Origin of the sequence: Paenibacillus koleovorans NBRC 103111 (genome assembly GCF_004000845.1) — a bacterium.
GTDB classification, from domain to species: Bacteria; Bacillota; Bacilli; order Paenibacillales; family NBRC-103111; genus Paenibacillus_AA; species Paenibacillus_AA koleovorans.
Genome location: NZ_BIMA01000022.1, coordinates 38,630 through 56,580, shown reverse-complemented (window position 1 = coordinate 56,580; position 17,951 = coordinate 38,630). Strand labels below are relative to the sequence as shown.

The following is a 17,951-nucleotide window of genomic DNA, read 5'->3' as shown; positions in this document are numbered from 1 at the left end:
GAGCTGGGCTGGCGGCAGGAGGTTTGTTGTAAGCACGATTTTCGGGTTTGCAGCCGGGATGCGAGCCGGTTCGCCTGCTGCAAGCGCGATTTTCGTGCTTAGAACCGGAATGCGGGCCGCTCCGCCTGCTCTAAGCGCGATTTTCGGGCTTTCAGCGAGTACAGCTAGTAATTAAATTAGGTTTGTACCGCTTGCTCCGACGATGTCCGGACACCTGGCAGCAGCTGTTGCTCGAACCTCGCCTTCAGCTCCGGCCACTCTTCGGCGATGATGCTGTACACGCAGGTGTTGCGGATATAGCCGCTGTACAGCACGCGCTCTTTGCGCAGCACGCCCTCCAGGGTTGCTCCAATCCGCCGAATGGCGTTATTCGAACGCTCATTCCGCTCATCGGCACGGAATTGCACGCGCACGCAGCCCAGCTCCTCGAACGCGTGCCGCAGTAGCAAGTACTTGCACTCCGTATTCACGGGAGAGCGCCACACGCTTGGAGTGTACCACGTCCACCCGATCTCGAGATGGCGATGACGCTCGGAGATGTTCAGGTAACGGGTGCTGCCGATGATGTGTCCGGTCTCCGCGTCCTTCACTACGAAAGGCAGCTCGCCGCCTTCCTCCTTCTGCTCCAACGCCTCCGTGACAACGGCTTGCATGTCGTCCAGCGACCGCATCGGATAAGGCAAATACGTCCAGATCGGCTCGTAATCGGCGGCTACATACAGCTCGGGAATATGGGCGGGCTCCATCGGCACCAGTGTGACGGCATTTCCTTGCAAAGTGACTGCAGCTAACATGAATAAGGCGCCCCCTTCGTGTAGGTTTCAATTACATGCAACCTTAACACGAAAGTGGCGCCAGAAAAAGTGCCGGTTTCCCTTCAAATCAGTGATCCACTTTTACAGACGCACGGTGGCCCCGGTCCTGCGGCTCTCATTGGCCGCTTCCAGGAAACGGATGATCGCCAGCGTCTCCTGCGGATCGATCATCGAGACGCCCGTCTGGAACAGCTGCATGGCACGCTCCAATAAGCCGGCATACTTCGGCTTCGGATGTTTGCCGCAATCGGCGAACTGCGTGCCGCCGGTCCGGTGGATGAGCGCGCCGTTCGTCCGGTTGCCGGCACGGTTGCCGCGGATCGTGCCCACGCGGCCGTCCGCCCATATGCCGGTCACTTGCTCGTAAAGCTCGTTCGTGACCGCATGCACTTCCACGCAGCCGCGGCCCATAATGGCATGGAGCATCTCCGTGCAATGGATGCCGTACCAGAACAAACCCGGCTGCGTCGGCTGCAGCTCTATAGGCCCGTAGCAATCGGCCCCGATGATGTCGCCGCCGGAGGCGTCCTGCAGCGTAAGCACGAGGTCCTCCGCGAAGCGGAGCGAAGACGAGCTCATCAGCGGCACGCGATGCTCCTCCGCCAGGCGGAACAACTCGGCGGCGTCCGCCGAGGAGACGGCGAACGGCTTGTCGATGAACGTCGGCTTGCCGTACGGCGCAATGCGGCGGAATTGCTCCAAGTGAACGCGGCCGTCGACCGACGTCAATAGAATCGCGTCGGACTCCTGCGCGACTTCCTCCACACTCTCGACAATCCGAACCCCATACTCATCCCGCACTGTTGTCGTGAAGCGGTCGAGTCGCGACCAGCTCATCTCGAAATCCGGCGAACCGCCCGGATAGGCGATTGTGACCCGGCCTCCCGGCACATGGAAAGGCGCGGCTTCATCGTTCAACAGCTTCGTGAACGCCGTGCTGTGGGACGTGTCGAGGCCGATCATCCCGATTCTCAACCCGCTGCTCATCGGCCACCTCCACTGATCCCCGGTGCCGCTTCGGACGCCTGCGCTTGACCCACGATCACTTCGCGACCGGTGCGGCCGGATTCGTAGATGGCGAGGATCACGTCTACCGCCTTGCGAGCCTCTTCCCCGGAAACAACCGGATCCCGGTCTTCCGCGATTGCACGGATCATGTCGTCGACGAGGATGTAATGGCCGTCCTTGTCCATCTGCGACGGATCGATCTTGGAGCTGACGCGGCGCTCCACTTCCGGGGCAACCTCATCGGGGCGATCCAACAGCTTCCACTGCCGGAAGCCCTCGTCGTCGAAGACGATCGTGCCGTTCTCGCCATGAAGCTCATAACGCGCCCCCTGGTTCGGGTACACGGACGTGGTGCCCTGGATGACGCCGAACGCGCCGTTCTTGTACTTCACGACGGCAACCGCCGTATCCTCGACCTCGATGTCTCGCAGCAGAGGAGCGGAATAGGCGAACACCGACTCTACGTCGCCCGCCAGCCACAGCATCAGGTCGATGCCGTGCACGCCCTGGTTCATCAGCGCCCCGCCGCCGTCAACCGCCCAAGTGCCGCGCCAGCCGGCGCTCTTGTAATATTCCGGGCTGCGGTAGTACTTCTGGTACACATCGCCCAGCACAAGCTTCCCTAGCCGGTTGCTCCGCAGCGCTTCCTTGACGGCTACTGCCGTAGGCATAAAGCGCCGTTGATAGATGCAGCCGAGCTTCACGCCATGCTTGCGGGACATATCGATCATCGCGGTCATCTTCTCGCTCGTAATCTCGAGGGGCTTCTCCACGAGCACATGCTTGCCCGCCTGGCTGGCCGCCACGCTAAGCGAGCCGTGCAGCCCGCTCGGCACCGTAATGTTGACGACCTGAATGTCGTCTTCCTTGAGCATCTCCTCCATGCTGCCGAACACGCGTGGGATATGAAACTCGTCGGCCATCTTGCGCGCCTTGTCCAAGTCCTTGTCCACGATGGCCGTCAGCTTCGCCTGCGGATGCGCCGCAATGGCGCGGGCGTGCTGCGGGGCGATGACGCCTGCCCCGACAAGCGCGAATGAAATCGGATCCGCCATTCTCCTCATCCTCCTCTAGCTTCTGTCTATGTGCTCAGCAAATACCGGCGCCGGTCCATCACGAACTGAAGCGGCTCACCGGCCAGATGCCGCCGAATATTGTCCAGGCACGTCACTTGATAATTCAACAATCGCGGCAAATTCCAATTGATCTTGGCCAGCGAATGGGCGGTCAAGGTCAAGTTGCTCCATTCCCTCGCCGGATCCCCTTCGACCAGCTCGTCGTTGCCGGCGACAACATCAAGACCCGCTCGCAATCGGCCCGATTCCAGCTCGCGGAACAACGCCGCCTGGTCGATCAGCTCGCCTCGTGCGGTATTGATGACAACCCCGCCGTCCGGCAGCCGGGCGAGCAGCTCCGCGGTCACGGAGCGGCGCGTCTCCGGCGTCAGACCGGCGTGCAGCACGACCGCCGAGGCGTGATCGAATAGCGCCTCCAGAGAGTCGGCCCGCCAACAGTCCTCCGGCACCGAAGGCACGAACGGATCATAGATCGCAATCGCCGCTCCGAACGGCCGGAGCAGCTCCACGAACCGCCGACCGATGACGCCGTAGCCGTAGACGCCGACCGGCAGCCCGCGCAGCAAGCCGCGACGGTTCTCCGGCAAGCCCCAGCCGCCGGCCTCGATGTGCTTCGTCTGCGACCGCACCTCCTTGAGCGTCGTGAGCAGCAGCGTCATCGCCGCCTCGGCGATCGAGTCTGCCGGCGCGTCGCCCCAGTTCGTCACCGGGATCGACGATTCGATCAGCTCGAGCGGCACCCATCTCCCCATCTCGCCCGTGATGTTGCAAATATACTTCAGCCGTCCGGGCTGCTCTGCGATCGAAACCGGCACCGGCGCCGAGCCCCACATCGTCAGCAAAATATCAAACTCGCGGATAAGCGAGGATCGCTCTTCATCCGTCATGTCTTCGCCGTTCTTCAAGATCGTAAGCTCGCCGATACGGCGCAGCTCGTCGACAAACGGCCCTTCCTCCGGCATTCTGGACCGGGACAGGCCCAGATGCAGCATTTTGATCGTCATATCCCGTTTCCCCTCCTCTTCTCGCTCCCCGCCACTTCAAGCAATAAATACCGCCCCATACAAAAGCGAGCCTGCGATCACATAGGCGGGATTGACCGAACGATGCTCCAGCAAATAGTACGAGGCGCCTGCGAGGACAAGCGTGTGCAATACGCCCGCTCCTTGCCAAGACGATATCACGAATTGCAGCGCCAGCACGCCTAGCAGTACCGCAACCGTAGGCCGCACCCACGCGGTCATCCGTTTGACGCCCGGAGCGTGCCGGTGACGGTAGAGCAGTTGCAACAGCGCGATCATGATGAAGAGAGAGGGAGCTACGGTAGCGAACAACGCTACAGCAGCTCCCAGCACGCCGCCCTGCTCATAGCCGATGTAACCGGCCATCTTCGTCGCGATCGGGCCCGGCAGCGCGTTGCCCATCGCGAGCAGCTCCCCGAACCGTTCCGTCGTGTACCAACCGTACTTATCCACCACTTCATTCTGGATGAGCGGGATGGAAGCCGGTCCACCGCCGTAGCCGACGATCGACGGGATGAAGAAAGCAAGAAACAAATGCCACAGCAAAGCCATAAAACAATCCTCCACTCCAACCATCGAAATTCAAATCCAAGATGCTGCCTTACTGCGGCAAATTCACTTTCCCCGACTCCCCGCTGCCGCCCGCCGCCCTCTCGCCGGACTTGACCGCGGAAGCTTTTCTTGCTTTCCAGCGTTTCACCACCGGCACGCTTCCAAGGGCGGAGCCTAACAAAACTAAAATAACAAACGCGGGATGCACGTCGAGCAACCCGCACAACACCGCGCTGCCGAGCGTTAAGCCGATGCAGCCATACCAACCGAGCTCGCGACGCGACTGCCTCAGCAGCTGCCAAGTCATCGCCGCCAGCATGACGGCGATAACCGGCGCGATCGCCTGCGTCATCCCGGCCACGATCCGCGACTCGCGGAACGCCGAGAGCACGCCGATCAGCCCGAGCATGCCAACGACCGTGGGCAGCACGGTCGCGATCAGGGCGTTCACTAGGCCGGCGAAGCCCGCAAGCCGGTAGCCGATGTAGCCGGCCATCTTCGTCGCGATCGGGCCGGGCAGCGCGTTGCCGAGCGCCAGCACGTCGGTGAACTCTTCATTCGTCATCCAGCGGTAGCGGTCGACGACCTCGCGATGCACGAGCGGGATCGTCGACGGCCCTCCGCCGTAGCCGAGCAAGCCGGAGCGTAGAAAACCGATGAAAATATCTCGCTGCAAGGACCAATTCCACTTCATAGAAGCCTTGCCGGCCCTTACACCGGTCTGCCTGCGCGCAGAATCAGCGCTTCCGTTGCCAAGCTCCGGATTCATAACAATCCTCCTACCATACCGCGATATGGCCGTCCGTCCGAGGCTCGGTGCCGCCGATCAGCACGCCCGACTCCGGATCGCGCCAAATAATCTGCCCGCGTCCGAACCCGAAAGGATGAGCCGCCCGCACGATCGTGTGTCCCCGGCGCGACAGCGCCTGAGCCAGATGGTCGGGATAGCCCGGCTCGACCTCGACCGTCTTCCCTTCCTTCCATTGCCAACGTGGAGCGTCCAGCGCCGCCTGCGGATTCAAGCCGAAATCGATCGTATTCATCACCATCTGCACATGCCCTTGCGGCTGCATGTAGCCTCCCATAACGCCGAAGCAGCCGACAGCCTCGCCGTCCTTGCTCAGGAAGCCCGGAATGATCGTATGATAAGATTTTTTGCCCCCGACCAATGCGTTCGAGTGCGAGGAGTCCAGGGAAAAGTCGCCGCCGCGGTTTTGCAGCGCGATCCCCGTCCCCTCGACGACGACGCCGGAGCCGAAGCCCATATAATTGCTCTGAATGAACGACACCATATTGCCTTCCTCATCCGCCGCCGCCATATAGACGGTTCCGCCTCGCGGAGGCGTACCCGGTCCCGGGTACAGCGCCTCTTCGCCGATCAACCCGGCCCGTTCAGTCGCATACGCCTCCGACAGCAGATCCTCGACCGACACCTTCATATGCGCCGGATCGGTGATATAGTGCATGCCGTCGACGAACGCCAGCTTCATCGCCTCGATCTGCCGATGCTGCGTCTCCGCCGTATCGCGCGAGCCGCGGTCGAACTCCCAACGCTTCAAGATGTTCAGCGCAAGCAGCGCGACCATGCCGTGGCCGTTCGGGGGGATTTCCCATACGTCGTAGCCGCGGTAAGAAGTCCCCACCGGCTCGACCCATTCCGGCTTATACGCAGCCAGGTCATCGCGTGTCAAGTAGCCGCCGTGCTCCCGCACATAGGCGTCGATGCGCTCCGCCAGCTCCCCGCGATAGAACGATTCGCCGCGCGTAGCCGCAATGCTGCGCAAAGTAGCCGCGTGCTCCGGGAACCGCCACACCTCGCCTGCTTTCGGCCGACGTCCCTCTCGCAAGAACGTCTTGTACAGCCCGTCGAATTCAGGCCCCTTCGGCATCGCGTCGAATTTGTCGAACTCGTAGCCGAACAGAAACTGCAGCGTCGCCGAGATCGGATACCCTTCCTCCGCATAGCGGATGGCCGGCTTGAGCAGCTCCTCGAAAGGCAACTTGCCGAACTTCCTCGACAGCTCGACCCATGCCGCCGGCGCCCCCGGCACCGTGACGGGGATGATCCCGTACTTCGGCATCGATGCGTATCCGCGCTCGCGCAGCGCCTCGATGGAGATGCCGGCAGGCGCCGGCCCGCTGGCGTTCAGCCCGTGCAGCTTGCCGCCGGTCCAGACGAGGGCAAAGGCGTCGCCGCCGATGCCGTTGGACGTCGGCTCGAGCACGGTGAGGCTCGCCGCCGTGGCGATCGCCGCATCGATGGCGTTGCCGCCCTGCCGCAGCATCTCCAGTCCGGCTTGCGCCGCGAGCGGCTGAGACGTCGCCACCATGCCGCGACGGCCGTAAACGGCCGTGCGACGGGATGGGTAAGGATAATACTGGCTGTCGAAATTCATCAAAGCGAATTCACTCCTTATTTCTTGTTCAGCACCCGATCGTAAGCTTGCTTATGCACGTCGAGCACTTTGTCGATGCCGAGTTTCTTCTGTTCGTCCACGTACTTATCCCATTCGGTCAAGCTGCGCTCGCCCAGAATGAACTTGGAGACGTTCTGCTCGCGGTGCTTCACGATCGCCGCGTAAGTTGTCGTCATGACTTCCATTTCCTTCTCCGTCATAGGCGGCTCCGGATCAAGTTTGGCGTCGTATTTGCGTGCGTCGACATAAGCTTGCTGCAATTCAGGCGTGGCGAGCGACAAGTGAGCATCGTAATCGAACCAAGTGAAGGCGGCGTTCGTAGACAGACCCGTTTTCTTGCGCAGATCGCCAACGTCGATGTAGCTCTCGATGAACTTCTTCTTGCCGTTTTCCACCTTGTACGTTTCGTTTTCTTTGCCCCAGCTCAGCAGTGTACGCCCTTCTTCGGTGTAATAGAAGTCCATGACCTTCATCAGATCGTCGACTTTCTTAGATGTCGAGGATACCATCATACCGGAAATTTTAAAGTGCGTGAATGGATTTTTCTGCGGTGCGTTCGCCAGTCCGATCGGAGGCGCCATAAACGCCATGTTAAACTTCGGATTATCCTTGCGCAACGGCACGTTGAAGTTGTCGATGCGGCCGATGTAGTCGATCGTGACGAACGTCCGGTTCGTCGATACGAGATCCTGCCATTGCTTCACGTCAGTCGTGAGCCAATCCGGCGGCATGAGCCCTTCCTTGTAGAACTTGTTCATCCAAGTGACGAGCGTTTTGTAATTGTCGTCGATCGGGCCGTATTTCCACTCTTTTTTGTCAAAATCATAATAGAAATCTTCGTTCGTCATGAAGTTGGTGGACATGTTGCGCATGATTTGCAACGCGTTGCCGAAGCGGAATGCGAACGGATAGCTGTTCGGGTACAGCTCTTTCAGCTTCTTAAGCACCGTGTACAGCTCATCGTAATTTTTAGGAACTTGGAGATTGTTCTGCTGGAACACATCTTGGCGATACATCCAGATGTTCCGGTTCGTTTCGCTGATGCCCTCGTTCGGGAAAATGTACATTTTGCCGTCCGCCGCGAGCGAGTTTTGCGCCTCATCCGGGTATTTCGTGAGCCATTTTTTGAAGTTCGGCATTTTGTCGACATAATCAAGAATGTTTACTAGAGCGCCTTGCATGCCGTATTTGTCCGCCAACTGCTTATTGAGCGTATACATGACGTCCGGCATTTCGCCGGAAGCGATCGTCAGGCTGAGTGCGTCTTCAATTTTACCGGAAGGCACTTGCACGTTGAACGTAGCGCCTGTCTTCTCCTCAATCATTTTCCATACGGGCCAGTCTTTGCTGTAAGGCCAGCTCGGGTGCGATTCTACAAGCATCGAATACGTTTGCTTCTTGACGGCGGCAGGAGTTGTGGAAGCAGATGTGCCTGCATCCGGGCTCTTCTCTTCCTTGGCGCCACAACCGGCCAGCAGACCGACTGTCAATGTGGCGGACATGACTGCGGAAACCCATTTTTTCATGACCATTTCTCCCCTTCAATTTGCTTGGTTGGACTGGCATCTATATGGCAGACCGGAATTCCGCGTATCGAGGCAGCGCTACCCCTTGACGGACCCGATCATGACACCCTTGACAAAATATTTCTGCAAAAACGGATACAAGAGCAATATCGGCAAAGTGGACACAATAATTGTCGCGAACTTGAGAGACTCTTCTACAATGATCGAGTCGGAGCTGCTGACCTCGCTGGCATTCATCTGACCGGCAAGGACGATGTTGCGGAGCACGACCTGCAGCGGGAACAGCTCCGCCGACCTCAGATAGAGCAGCGCGTTATAAAAATTGTTCCACATGGCAACGGCGTAGAATAAGCCTATGGTGGCGAGCGCCGCCTTGGAGAGCGGCAGCACGATGCGGGCGAAGATGCCGATGTCGTTCAGACCGTCCATCCGGCCGGCCTCCTCCAGCTCCTTCGGGATGCTAGTGAAGAACGTCCGCATGATGATCAAATTCCACGTACTGACCGCCGACGGGAGCACCATGCCCCAGATCGTATCGACCAGGCTAAGCCCTTTGACGACGAGGAAGGTCGGGATCATGCCGCCTTGGAAGAACATCGTAAAGACGATCAGCAGCGTAAATTGTTTGTTCCCGAGCATCTCCTTCCGGGCTAAAGCATACCCGCCCATCGCCGTTACCGCAAGCGAGATCACCGTACCCAGAATCACATACAGGAATGTGTTGGAGTATGCTGTGAAAATGCGCGGATCCTGCAGCACCATTTCATACATTTTCGTCGAGAAACCTTTCGGCCAGAGCGTGACTTCTCCCTTCATGACGTAGATGTTCTCGCTGAGTGAGACGGCGATCATATAGAGGAACGGATAAGCGGTCATGACGACCACTAACAAGAGTATAAACGCGATAATGATGTCGACTAAGCTAAAGCGTTTGCGTTTCACAGCGATTTCATCCTTTCTGCATCGGTCATTCGGTTCGGACTACCAGAGGCTCGTGTCGCTTACTTTGCGGGACAAATAGTTGGCCGAGTAGACGAAGACCAATCCGACAATGCCGCCGAACAAATCGATGGCCGTTGCGTAGCTGTAATTGCCTTGGTTCAGGCCCGTACGATAGACATAAGTGCTGATAATGTCCGCCGTTTCATAGATGGCCGGATTGTAGAGCAGGAACACTTTCTCGAACCCAATCTCAAGCACCCTGCCGATGTTCAAGATGAACAGGATGACGATCGCCGGTGCAATGCCGGGCAGCGTGACGTTCCACATTTTGCGCCAGCGTCCCGCTCCGTCGATATCCGACGCTTCATATAATTGAGGATCGATCGCGGTAAGCGCTGCCAAGTAAATAATCGTTTCCCAACCGATATGCTGCCAAATCTCAGAGGCTACGTAGATCCATCGAAACAGCTCCGGCTTCACCATGAAGTTGATCGGCTCGAAGCCCATCCATTGAATGAAGTGATTGACGATCCCCGTCGAAGGCGACAGGAACATAATGACCATGCTCACTACTACTACATTCGAGATGAAATGCGGTAAATAGCTGACCGTCTGGACAAATCGTTTGAAGAAAGCATTCTTGACTTCATGCAGCAGGAGCGCTAAAATAATCGGCGCCGGAAACCCGACGACCAGCTTATAAACGCCAAGCAGAAACGTGTTCTTCAGGATGACCAGAAAGTCGGGATTTTGCAAAAACATCTTGTACCATTTGAGTCCGACCCACGGACTGTCGATAATGCCCTTGAATAGATTGTAGTTCTTGAACGAGATGATGATCCCGCCCATCGGGGCATACTTAAACAGTACATAGTAGATCAGACACGGAAGAAATAATAGCAGCAAATATTTGCTCTCTGAGAGCCTCTTCATAAATCGGGCTGTTTTGCTGATCTCTCTCGTACGTCCGACAAGCTGCTCTGCCGGGTGCGGGGGTTTCCCCGCGGATTGCGTTGCCGACATGTTGACCCTCTCCTCCATCCTTGCTTGTGTGGTTCTGGATGCAAGTTGACCGTGACCGGCAATCGCACCGTCATGTTCGTATCGTAGAGCAAATATTGTCGACTGGAAACCGCTTTCTTTTTGATAACTGGCCATTTTTGCGGAAAATCCGTAATGTTGTGAAGTATTCGTAAATCCGTTAAGTCCCTCATGAAAGCGTTTGTGTTAAGATCAATTACAGCAGTTCGGGTGTTTCAAGTGCCTGATGCGTCTGCCTTTTTACGAATCGTTTGAACGGAGGTTACTATGCGCGGCATTCTGAAGCTCAAGAAAAAAAGCACGTTTTTATTCCGGCGGCTGCTGCTCAGCTTCCTCCTCATCATTTTGTTGCTAGCCTCATTTAATATTTTGTCGTTTACTTATTTTCGCACCCAGATCAGAGAAGAAATTATCCGCTACAACACCCAGAACTTGAACAATACCACCGATTCGTTCGAGACGCATTTCAACTTGGTGATCAAGCTTATGTACAGCTACTATTATAAGGACCGCGTTCAGCTTATTAATAAACCGGATTTTTCCTATGAGGTGGCGAATCAGCTTCGTTCGGAAATTTCGAATCTGGTTTCGAATGAATTGTTGTATTTGGAAAATTTCTTTCTCGTGCAGCGCGCCAACCGTTTCGTACTCGGCAAAGATGGCAGCTCGATCCCGGAGACTTTGTTCGAAAAGTTTTACGCTAGCCCTAAATACCCGTTTTCGTTTTGGGAGCAGCAGTTTAAGGAATCGTTCACCTCGAGAATTTATCCGGCTGCCTCGTTCACCGATACTACGCTTAAGCAAGCTCCGGTAGGGATGGGCACTTTGTTCCCCGTGGTGACTCAGAATCGGCTTAGCCCGGACTTGTTCTTCGTCACGTTTCTGAAGGCGGATTCATTGGTGGGTGCGTTTCATCAGTCGATCAACGAGAAATTCGTCATCCTGAATGCGCAGTATCAGCCGATTTACAAGGCCCATAGCGAATTGAAGATTGAGAAGCTTTCTGCGCTGGACGGCGATCACGGTTATTTCAAGCAGAACGGCCAATACTACTTTTATCAAAAAGGCGGCAGCACGGGGCTCGTCTATATGAATATCGTGCCTGACGCCCATATCACGTCCGCCATTTCGCGGCTGAACGCCACCTTGTTCACGTTGTTGGTGGTAGCGATCGCCGTCAGTATTGCTACTTCGATCTACATGAGCTATCGGTTCAACAACCCGGTGCAGCGTATCGTCGAGTCGATTCGGCGCATTAATTCTGAAGGCGTGCCGGAGCGGCATCGGGCGGACGAATTCGAGCTGATCGGCGAGGCGATCCACCATATGGAGCAAGTGCAGAGCTCGTTTCATACCGATATGGCGGAGAAAAACTCGTTACTGCGTTCGTTTGTGTATATGAACAAGCTGAAGGGTATCCCAAACCATACGATGGATGGCGGCGAGGGGGCGGTCGAGCAAGCGGAATTTGCGGGTCCGTTCCGGTTTGTGCTGTTCCAGATCGAGTTCCGCCCTGCGTTCGAGCGGGATGTCGAGGTGGACGAGGTGCAGGCGACGTTCCTGTTCCGGGAGTACATCCGCAAGACGATGCTGGGGCATTTCCCGGATTCGCATACGTTCCAGATCGAGAACAATCAGATCCTCTCGATTGTGTACGGGGATGGCGCCGAATCGAGGGACGCTCTGGAGGCGGTATTGGCCGTGATGCGCGACAATTTCGAGACGGACCGGGAAAGCTGCTTCTTCACGATCGCGGTGAGCGATGCGTTCCATCAAGGCGGCGACTATACGAAAGCGTATGAACAGACGCTGGAGCTGATCGGCCGCCGGCAGCTGCGGAGCGAGTCGCAGCTGATCTGGGGCTCTGACCCGGTCGGCCGGTCGGCGACGGCCACGACGATCTTGTCCGAGGTGCAGACGAACGAGCTCGCGACGCAGCTGCAGGCCGGGCAGGCGGAGGCGGCCCGGACGATCGTGCAGCGCATCGTGCTGGCGATGCAGCGCAAGGACGCCACGGCGGCACAGCTGCTGCTGTTCGCCGAGGACGTCGTCGAGAAGACGGCGCGCACGGTCGCGGCGGCGGGGCTGCAGATCGGCAGCGTCGCGGAGCGGGTGCGGGACGGCAAGCGGGCGCTGAAGCGACTCCAATCCGTGGAGGAGCTGACCGCGTTTATGGACCGCTACGTGACGGAGGCGGCGGAGATGGTGCGCACGAAGCGCGAGGAGCGCGATCCGATCACGGATTACGTGCGGGAGCACTTGGCGCAGCACTACCGCGAGGACATTACGCTCGAGATCGTGGCCGAGAAGCTGAACATCACCGGCGGCTACTTGTCCACGTACTTCAAGGAGAAAACCGGCAGCAACTTCCTCGATTACGTCCACGAGGTGCGGATCGGCAAAGCCTGCGAGCTGCTGCTGCGCACGGACCAGCTGATCCAGGACATCGCCGATCAGGTCGGGTACACGAACTTGAACACGTTCAACCGCACGTTCAAGAAGGTGACCGGCCGCACGCCGCGCGAGTACCGGTTGGAGCGGAAGCAGCAGTAATGCGGCTTTGGCCGAGGGGCTTTATGGCAAAAAGGACCGTTCGAGCGAACGGTCCTTTTTGTGTGCTCAGCTTCGGCTGTCGCTCTACCGTCACGTTAACGAACCAGTCACGCTAATGAACCAGACACGCTAACGAACCAGTGATGATACTGCTAACGAAACAGTGATGCTAACGAACCAAAATCCACTATTACTGTACCTTTGTCCTCTATTTTCACCTTCTCGCCTTCCTTTCGTGCATAAGCCAACCATTGTCCGCTAATACCAAACTAATCTCAGACGTTTATGGATCGGAAGTTTGTTATCAGCAACAGATGTATAGGATTTGTACAGTTGCTCGCAAAAACGGGCATTTTTCGCAGTCAAAGTATAAAAACTACACATCTGAATGGCAAAAATCAGTGTCAGATATACAAATCTTGTACATCTGAGCTGAAATAAAACCAATTTTGGTCCTTAGGTGTACAATCCTTGTACATCTGGGCTAACGCTTGATGGGTAGGCGACGTAGGTGGATAGTTACGGGAGCCGGCTTGAAGGCAATCGGACGAACACCGGCGTTTGTTTGCCGGCCGTCTGCAGCAGCTTGACGCGCGTGCTCGGTCCTCGGCTCCCTACCGTCCGGATATTCTGCTTGTCCGTCACCGGATGGCCTTGCCGGGTCGTGTCCCAGACAATCCCTTTCGACTCGTCAAGAAACGGACTTTCCGCGCCTGCTTCGTCTCAACCGCAAGAGCATTTTCATCACTGGCGGCACAGCAAAAAAGATGAACAGCAGCCGGAACAGCTGATACCCCGCCACGATCGAAAGATCGCCGCCAACCTCGTGTGCGATAATCCCCATCTGGTCCATCCCGCCCGGGGCGAGCGCGAGCAGCGCCGTCGTCATCGATACCGGCTGGATTAACGTCAGCAAGCTGCTGAACCCCCACGCGCCGGCGATAAGAATGATGGCACTGCCGACAGCCAATCCAATCGTTCGCATTTTGTGCGGCAGCTGCTCCGGCTTCAGCAGCATGCCGACGTAAGAGCCGATCGCGAGCTGAGCGGCATTCACTAGCGTCGACGGCAACGCCGGCCCATGCACTCCTAGCATCTGCAAGACAGATGCTCCGATCGCCGGACCGAGCAAATAAGCGGTCGGGATGCGCAGCTTCTGCCCCAGCCAGGCACATAGCGTGCACACAACAGCGTAAACCGGCAAGTCGGGCAGCAAGTTGCTCCAAGTGGCGGCAGCCGCCGCCCCGGCATTCCCCAGAGCTCCAGCCATCTCCGTCACCACAGGATCGCTTAACCCGGTATACGGATTGAAAATGAGAAAAGGGATGCTCACCACGATCACCATCAGCCTCACGACCTGAATGACCGTCACAACCGTCATGTCGATATCGTCGCTCTCCTCAGCCAACGCAACCATCTGGCTTAGCCCGCCAGGAATGCTGCCGATCAATAGCGTCATGTAATTGTAATTCGATACGAGCGACACCAGAAACGCGATGCCGGCGCAAAAGAATAAAAGCAACAAGGTCAATAGCAGCATAATCGGCAAATGGATCGACATCTCGTGCAAGGCGGTTGCCGTCATCGCCAGACCAATCGTGTATCCGACCGTAATCATGCCGGCATTTCGGATCGTTCCCGGCCACATGTATCGGCCCGGCCACAGCTTCGACCCGATCAAGACGGCGAACATCGGTCCAAGCATCCAAGGAATGGGAAGTGATAAAATATGGAATATCATTCCGCCTAAAAGCGCCGAGAGCAAGGTGATTCCGGTTCGAATGAGTTTAGGAATGGCAAATACCTCCCAAGTACAATGCTTCCTTTCTCATCGCCAGCCGTTCCTCTCTACTCCAGTATTGTTAAAGAAGGCCACAACTCTCCCCATCGTTTGCTCCGAACTCGTTTCAAATAATAAGCATGATCCGTGAAAAAAGGACTTCTGCGCACCACGCCTGCGAACAAATCGGTCAGCCCATGCGGACAGACGATATGAAGCTCGTCCTTGTCATCGATGTAAGCACCTATTGCGGTGACCGTCTCCGGCCATCGGCTCATCGCGTCTGCCGTATCCCGATAAGGAGCTTCTCTGTTGCGAATATGCATGCGGGCTTGATTTTTGACGGACCACTTCGGGTTCCCGGTTCTAGCGATCAACCGCTTCTCCAAGGCGAAATCACGAGCTTCCGTCTCATCACCGGGATCAAAATACACCACATCGATATCCTGATGAAGCTCTCGGCGCGAGTGGCCGAACAGCCGGTCCCAGACCGTATTTCTTATGTAGCCAGCTGCGACGCAGGCATCCGGCAGTCCCAGCTCGCGAACCATCCTCAAGTCGTCGATCAACTGCTCATCCTCGCGCAAAAAACGGTCAACCGCTCTTAACTGCTCCTCATGCGAATATTGCGGCTGTTGCGGTAACGGATCCATCACAGCTTCCCTCCTCCGGTACAATATAAAAAGGCGACTGTTTCGGGCCGAACCCGATAACATGCGCCCTTGGATTGCATCTTCTCACAACAAATGGTAAAATATAATTTATGAAAAATTAATCTATATTATACCACAAAACAGATACTTTGTCAATAAATCATTATTCATCCCTATCATGACGGAGGTCCTACTTATGGATGCCTTACCTTGCCAAGGCTGCAGAGGCCTGTGCTGCGGTCCCGTGCCTGTGACGAATAAGGAGTTGCGGGCAATCCGCAAGCTGCTTGGAGCGATGCCCCGCCGTCGTCGAATCGCGCTCGAGCAGCAAGAGCGTTTTTTTGGCACTTGTATGTTCTATGACCAAGATTCGGACAAATGCGGCATTCACTCGGCTCGTCCCGACGTCTGCCGGGCGTTCGGCCATTCCAGCAATTTGGTGTGCTTTCGCCGACCGGAATCGGCAACCGGTTCGCCTTGGCAAGCTTCCAGTGATCCGGCCGGCATTTTGAGCGTTGATTTTACTTGGAAAGACTTCTAGGGAGTTCCCGTATACAACTGCCTCGCTTTGTCTACGATGCCGCTCACGAAAGCCGTTTTCGCCTTCGTGTAGCCGGCACGATCATGCTTGAACTGATCTGCGTTGCGTTTCTTCAGCTCTACGTATTGCTCGCGCGCCTCCTTGTGCAGCCTCATGTAATCGCGGAGCAGGAGCGGTTTCAGCCAATGCTCGGTGCCGTACTCGACCAGATGCACATGCCGCGTGCGCGGATTTCGCTGCAAGAACAGCCGGCCGCCCGGAACGCTGAGCGACTCCACATATTCGTAGCCGAGCGATTCCACGGCCGGGATGCTCGCAATCGCATCCTCCATCGAGCGGAAGCCAATCATGATGTCGATGATCGGTTTGGCCGCCAAACCTGGGACCGAAGTACTACCGAAATGCTGGATATCGATGATTCGGTCCAACTGCAGGACATTCGACAATAGCCGAACCTCCGCCAAATACGATTGCGGCCATTCGACTTGGTATTCCGAAATACTGATTTCCATACCCCCGTCTTCCCTTCTTCCCCCTGCTAGATCACGTTGCCCACGCTCTATTTTACCAAAGAACCGGTTACAGAGGGTAGCAAAAAATAAAAGTCCGACTACTCCATTCAGGAGCCGTCGGACATTCGTTGTCGATAAAGCAGAAAAGCTTGATAATCCGCATTCGCAGCCTTATGGATATGGCGCAGAAGGCCCAGCAACTTTCGCCTCACGTCCGTGGAATCCGAGCTATTCGGAAGAGCTCCGCTTTCGCCAAGCTTGATTTGAATAGCGGCTTGTATGAGTCCATGCCATTGGGCCGGGAGCCGCTCAAGACCGTATTCGCCAGCTCCTGGCTTGCTTGTGATGTTCCGCTCCCGGATCGTATAGAGCTGCCTCAGCATGCCTAGCACGCACCACTCGACCGCCTCCTCGAGCGCATTCGTTTCCACCGCTTCCGCCGGCCACTCCGCCAGCTTCTGAATCCACCCTTGCCAATACGTGTTCATATTGCCGATCACATACTGGAGCAATTCTTCATCGGACACGCAGTCCGGGAGCTCGAGCGGTTCGCCGGCCGCGCAGATGCCCGCTTCTCGCATGACACGCCACGTAATCGGATTCAAGTCGGCTCCGCGAAGGTTGGTATGAAGCGCTCGAGCAAAGTAGGTCACCGTTTCGCCAGCTTGGGCAGGCTTGCCGAAATCTTCGAGGCGAATATACGCGCCCATCAAGTCCAGCTTCAACCATCGGGAATCCACATTCCGGTGCACCTGCTCCACCTTCGCTATTTCCTCCGATCTCAATGAGCGAGTCAGAAATGCAACGAAATCGATATCGCTCGTCCCTTCTACATACGCCCCCAACGCGGTTGACCCGTAGATATAGATAGAGCGAAGAGTGCCTGGGGGAAGCTGCTGCTGGAGCGAAGCGTACAAATCGTCTATAACGGCTATTACCTTTGCCGGCAAACGCTGATCCGCCACAAGCTAGTCCTCCAGCTCGTATATGCTGTCCACGACGATCGGCAAGCCGTCTCTCAGCGTACTGGCTCCCAGCACGGAGCGGGCATGATTCCCCTTCTCCCCGAACACCTCGTGCATCAGTTCGGAGAACCCGTCCAGCACCTTGTGCGGCTCCTCGAAGGCGGGATCGGCGTTTACGAAGCCTTGCACCTTCACCACCCGCTTGATCCGGCTGAGCGATCCCAATGCATCCTGCAGCACCGCGAGCACTTCCAAGCCCGTCTGCCGAGCGAAACGATACCCTTCCTCCGTCGTAAATTCCTTGCCCAGCTTGCCCTTCGGGCGACTGGACGGCCCTTTGCCGGACAGGAACAGCAGTCCTCCCGCTATGACATAATTGGCGTACCTGGCAGCGGGCGGGCTAGCGGCGGGCAGCGTGATTCCGAGCTGCTCCAAGCGTGCTTCGGGTGTTTGTTCGGACATGCGGTATTCCTCCTAGTAGGTAATTGTGGAACATCTTACCACTGATCGGAGTGACGTACAATCCTTATTTTTCGTGTCGCCTGCGG

The 17,951-nt window shown here is 56.7% G+C and carries 18 protein-coding genes; 2 read left to right on the top strand and 16 right to left on the bottom strand.

Going from position 1 to position 17,951, the window contains the following annotated elements; all coding sequences use genetic code 11:
- Nucleotides 1-176: 176 nt before the first annotated feature.
- The 10 genes from PKO02S_RS10005 to PKO02S_RS09960 form a co-directional block, all read right to left on the bottom strand.
- Nucleotides 177-794 (bottom strand): GNAT family N-acetyltransferase, encoded by a 618-nt coding sequence (locus tag PKO02S_RS10005; protein WP_127581963.1) that lies wholly within the window; start codon nucleotides 792-794, stop codon nucleotides 177-179.
- A gap of 102 nt (nucleotides 795-896) precedes the next feature.
- Complete coding sequence (locus PKO02S_RS10000; protein ID WP_127581960.1) at nucleotides 897-1,802, bottom strand: Gfo/Idh/MocA family protein; 906 nt, start codon at nucleotides 1,800-1,802, stop codon at nucleotides 897-899.
- The gene (locus PKO02S_RS09995) at nucleotides 1,799-2,878 is read right to left on the bottom strand and encodes a Gfo/Idh/MocA family protein (protein ID WP_127581957.1); all 1,080 of its coding nucleotides are present in this window, start codon (nucleotides 2,876-2,878) and stop codon (nucleotides 1,799-1,801) included. Before PKO02S_RS09995 ends, PKO02S_RS10000 begins: the two co-directional genes overlap by 4 nt.
- A 26-nt stretch (nucleotides 2,879-2,904) precedes the next feature.
- Nucleotides 2,905-3,903, bottom strand: coding sequence for an NAD(P)-dependent oxidoreductase (locus tag PKO02S_RS09990; RefSeq protein WP_127581954.1), 999 nt, complete (start codon nucleotides 3,901-3,903; stop codon nucleotides 2,905-2,907).
- A 36-nt stretch (nucleotides 3,904-3,939) separates the two neighbouring features.
- Nucleotides 3,940-4,473, bottom strand: coding sequence for a chromate transporter (locus tag PKO02S_RS09985; RefSeq protein WP_127581951.1), 534 nt, complete (start codon nucleotides 4,471-4,473; stop codon nucleotides 3,940-3,942).
- A 49-nt stretch (nucleotides 4,474-4,522) separates the two neighbouring features.
- Nucleotides 4,523-5,167, bottom strand: coding sequence for a chromate transporter (locus PKO02S_RS09980; protein ID WP_127582041.1), 645 nt, complete (start codon nucleotides 5,165-5,167; stop codon nucleotides 4,523-4,525).
- A gap of 85 nt (nucleotides 5,168-5,252) precedes the next feature.
- A complete protein-coding gene (locus PKO02S_RS09975; RefSeq protein WP_127581948.1) occupies nucleotides 5,253-6,869 on the bottom strand; it encodes a gamma-glutamyltransferase family protein in 1,617 nt (538 codons plus the stop codon).
- Nucleotides 6,870-6,886: 17 nt separating this feature from the next.
- The gene (locus PKO02S_RS09970) at nucleotides 6,887-8,416 is read right to left on the bottom strand and encodes an extracellular solute-binding protein (protein ID WP_246066906.1); all 1,530 of its coding nucleotides are present in this window, start codon (nucleotides 8,414-8,416) and stop codon (nucleotides 6,887-6,889) included.
- Nucleotides 8,417-8,494: 78 nt separating this feature from the next.
- Nucleotides 8,495-9,358, bottom strand: a complete 864-nt coding sequence (locus tag PKO02S_RS09965; protein ID WP_246066905.1) for a carbohydrate ABC transporter permease — start codon at nucleotides 9,356-9,358, stop codon at nucleotides 8,495-8,497.
- A 39-nt stretch (nucleotides 9,359-9,397) separates the two neighbouring features.
- Nucleotides 9,398-10,291: an ABC transporter permease gene (locus PKO02S_RS09960; RefSeq protein WP_127582032.1), complete on the bottom strand. Its 894-nt coding sequence runs from the start codon at nucleotides 10,289-10,291 to the stop codon at nucleotides 9,398-9,400.
- 375 nt (nucleotides 10,292-10,666) lie between these two features.
- On the opposite strand from PKO02S_RS09960, the gene PKO02S_RS09955 reads away from it, so the two are divergent.
- Complete coding sequence (locus PKO02S_RS09955) at nucleotides 10,667-12,952, top strand: helix-turn-helix domain-containing protein (RefSeq protein WP_127581942.1); 2,286 nt, start codon at nucleotides 10,667-10,669, stop codon at nucleotides 12,950-12,952.
- A gap of 519 nt (nucleotides 12,953-13,471) precedes the next feature.
- Here the strand turns inward: PKO02S_RS09955 and PKO02S_RS33625 are convergent.
- From PKO02S_RS33625 to PKO02S_RS09945, 3 genes are all read right to left on the bottom strand, one after another.
- Complete coding sequence (locus PKO02S_RS33625; protein ID WP_281280420.1) at nucleotides 13,472-13,597, bottom strand: hypothetical protein; 126 nt, start codon at nucleotides 13,595-13,597, stop codon at nucleotides 13,472-13,474.
- 46 nt (nucleotides 13,598-13,643) lie between these two features.
- On the bottom strand, nucleotides 13,644-14,717 hold the full coding sequence (locus PKO02S_RS09950; protein ID WP_281280419.1) for an AbrB family transcriptional regulator: 1,074 nt from the start codon (nucleotides 14,715-14,717) through the stop codon (nucleotides 13,644-13,646).
- Between the two features lie 83 nt (nucleotides 14,718-14,800).
- Nucleotides 14,801-15,385 (bottom strand): nucleotidyltransferase family protein, encoded by a 585-nt coding sequence (locus PKO02S_RS09945; RefSeq protein ID WP_127581935.1) that lies wholly within the window; start codon nucleotides 15,383-15,385, stop codon nucleotides 14,801-14,803.
- 196 nt (nucleotides 15,386-15,581) lie between these two features.
- Between PKO02S_RS09945 and PKO02S_RS09940 the strand changes: the two genes are divergently transcribed.
- Nucleotides 15,582-15,926: a YkgJ family cysteine cluster protein gene (locus PKO02S_RS09940; protein ID WP_127581932.1), complete on the top strand. Its 345-nt coding sequence runs from the start codon at nucleotides 15,582-15,584 to the stop codon at nucleotides 15,924-15,926.
- On the opposite strand, the gene PKO02S_RS09935 is transcribed toward PKO02S_RS09940, so the two are convergent.
- The 3 genes from PKO02S_RS09935 to PKO02S_RS09925 all read right to left on the bottom strand — a co-directional run bounded on the left by PKO02S_RS09935 (nucleotide 15,923) and on the right by PKO02S_RS09925 (nucleotide 17,865).
- The gene (locus PKO02S_RS09935; protein WP_127581929.1) at nucleotides 15,923-16,438 is read right to left on the bottom strand and encodes a GrpB family protein; all 516 of its coding nucleotides are present in this window, start codon (nucleotides 16,436-16,438) and stop codon (nucleotides 15,923-15,925) included. The two genes, PKO02S_RS09940 and PKO02S_RS09935, sit on opposite strands and share 4 nt — an antisense overlap.
- A gap of 107 nt (nucleotides 16,439-16,545) precedes the next feature.
- Nucleotides 16,546-17,403, bottom strand: a complete 858-nt coding sequence (locus tag PKO02S_RS09930) for an aminoglycoside adenylyltransferase domain-containing protein (RefSeq protein ID WP_127581925.1) — start codon at nucleotides 17,401-17,403, stop codon at nucleotides 16,546-16,548.
- 3 nt (nucleotides 17,404-17,406) lie between these two features.
- Nucleotides 17,407-17,865, bottom strand: coding sequence for a RidA family protein (locus PKO02S_RS09925; protein WP_127581922.1), 459 nt, complete (start codon nucleotides 17,863-17,865; stop codon nucleotides 17,407-17,409).
- Nucleotides 17,866-17,951: the final 86 nt, after the last annotated feature.

Coding starts and splice junctions, on each gene's coding strand:
- PKO02S_RS10005 (WP_127581963.1), bottom strand. CDS start 794: ATGTTAGCTGCAGTCACTTTGCAAGGAAATGCCGTCACACTGGTGCCG.
- PKO02S_RS10000 (WP_127581960.1), bottom strand. CDS start 1,802: ATGAGCAGCGGGTTGAGAATCGGGATGATCGGCCTCGACACGTCCCAC.
- PKO02S_RS09995 (WP_127581957.1), bottom strand. CDS start 2,878: ATGGCGGATCCGATTTCATTCGCGCTTGTCGGGGCAGGCGTCATCGCC.
- PKO02S_RS09990 (WP_127581954.1), bottom strand. CDS start 3,903: ATGACGATCAAAATGCTGCATCTGGGCCTGTCCCGGTCCAGAATGCCG.
- PKO02S_RS09985 (WP_127581951.1), bottom strand. CDS start 4,473: ATGGCTTTGCTGTGGCATTTGTTTCTTGCTTTCTTCATCCCGTCGATC.
- PKO02S_RS09980 (WP_127582041.1), bottom strand. CDS start 5,167: ATGAAGTGGAATTGGTCCTTGCAGCGAGATATTTTCATCGGTTTTCTA.
- PKO02S_RS09975 (WP_127581948.1), bottom strand. CDS start 6,869: ATGAATTTCGACAGCCAGTATTATCCTTACCCATCCCGTCGCACGGCC.
- PKO02S_RS09970 (WP_246066906.1), bottom strand. CDS start 8,416: ATGAAAAAATGGGTTTCCGCAGTCATGTCCGCCACATTGACAGTCGGT.
- PKO02S_RS09960 (WP_127582032.1), bottom strand. CDS start 10,291: ATGAAGAGGCTCTCAGAGAGCAAATATTTGCTGCTATTATTTCTTCCG.
- PKO02S_RS09955 (WP_127581942.1), top strand. CDS start 10,667: ATGCGCGGCATTCTGAAGCTCAAGAAAAAAAGCACGTTTTTATTCCGG.
- PKO02S_RS09945 (WP_127581935.1), bottom strand. CDS start 15,385: ATGGATCCGTTACCGCAACAGCCGCAATATTCGCATGAGGAGCAGTTA.
- PKO02S_RS09940 (WP_127581932.1), top strand. CDS start 15,582: ATGGATGCCTTACCTTGCCAAGGCTGCAGAGGCCTGTGCTGCGGTCCC.
- PKO02S_RS09935 (WP_127581929.1), bottom strand. CDS start 16,438: ATGGAAATCAGTATTTCGGAATACCAAGTCGAATGGCCGCAATCGTAT.
- PKO02S_RS09925 (WP_127581922.1), bottom strand. CDS start 17,865: ATGTCCGAACAAACACCCGAAGCACGCTTGGAGCAGCTCGGAATCACG.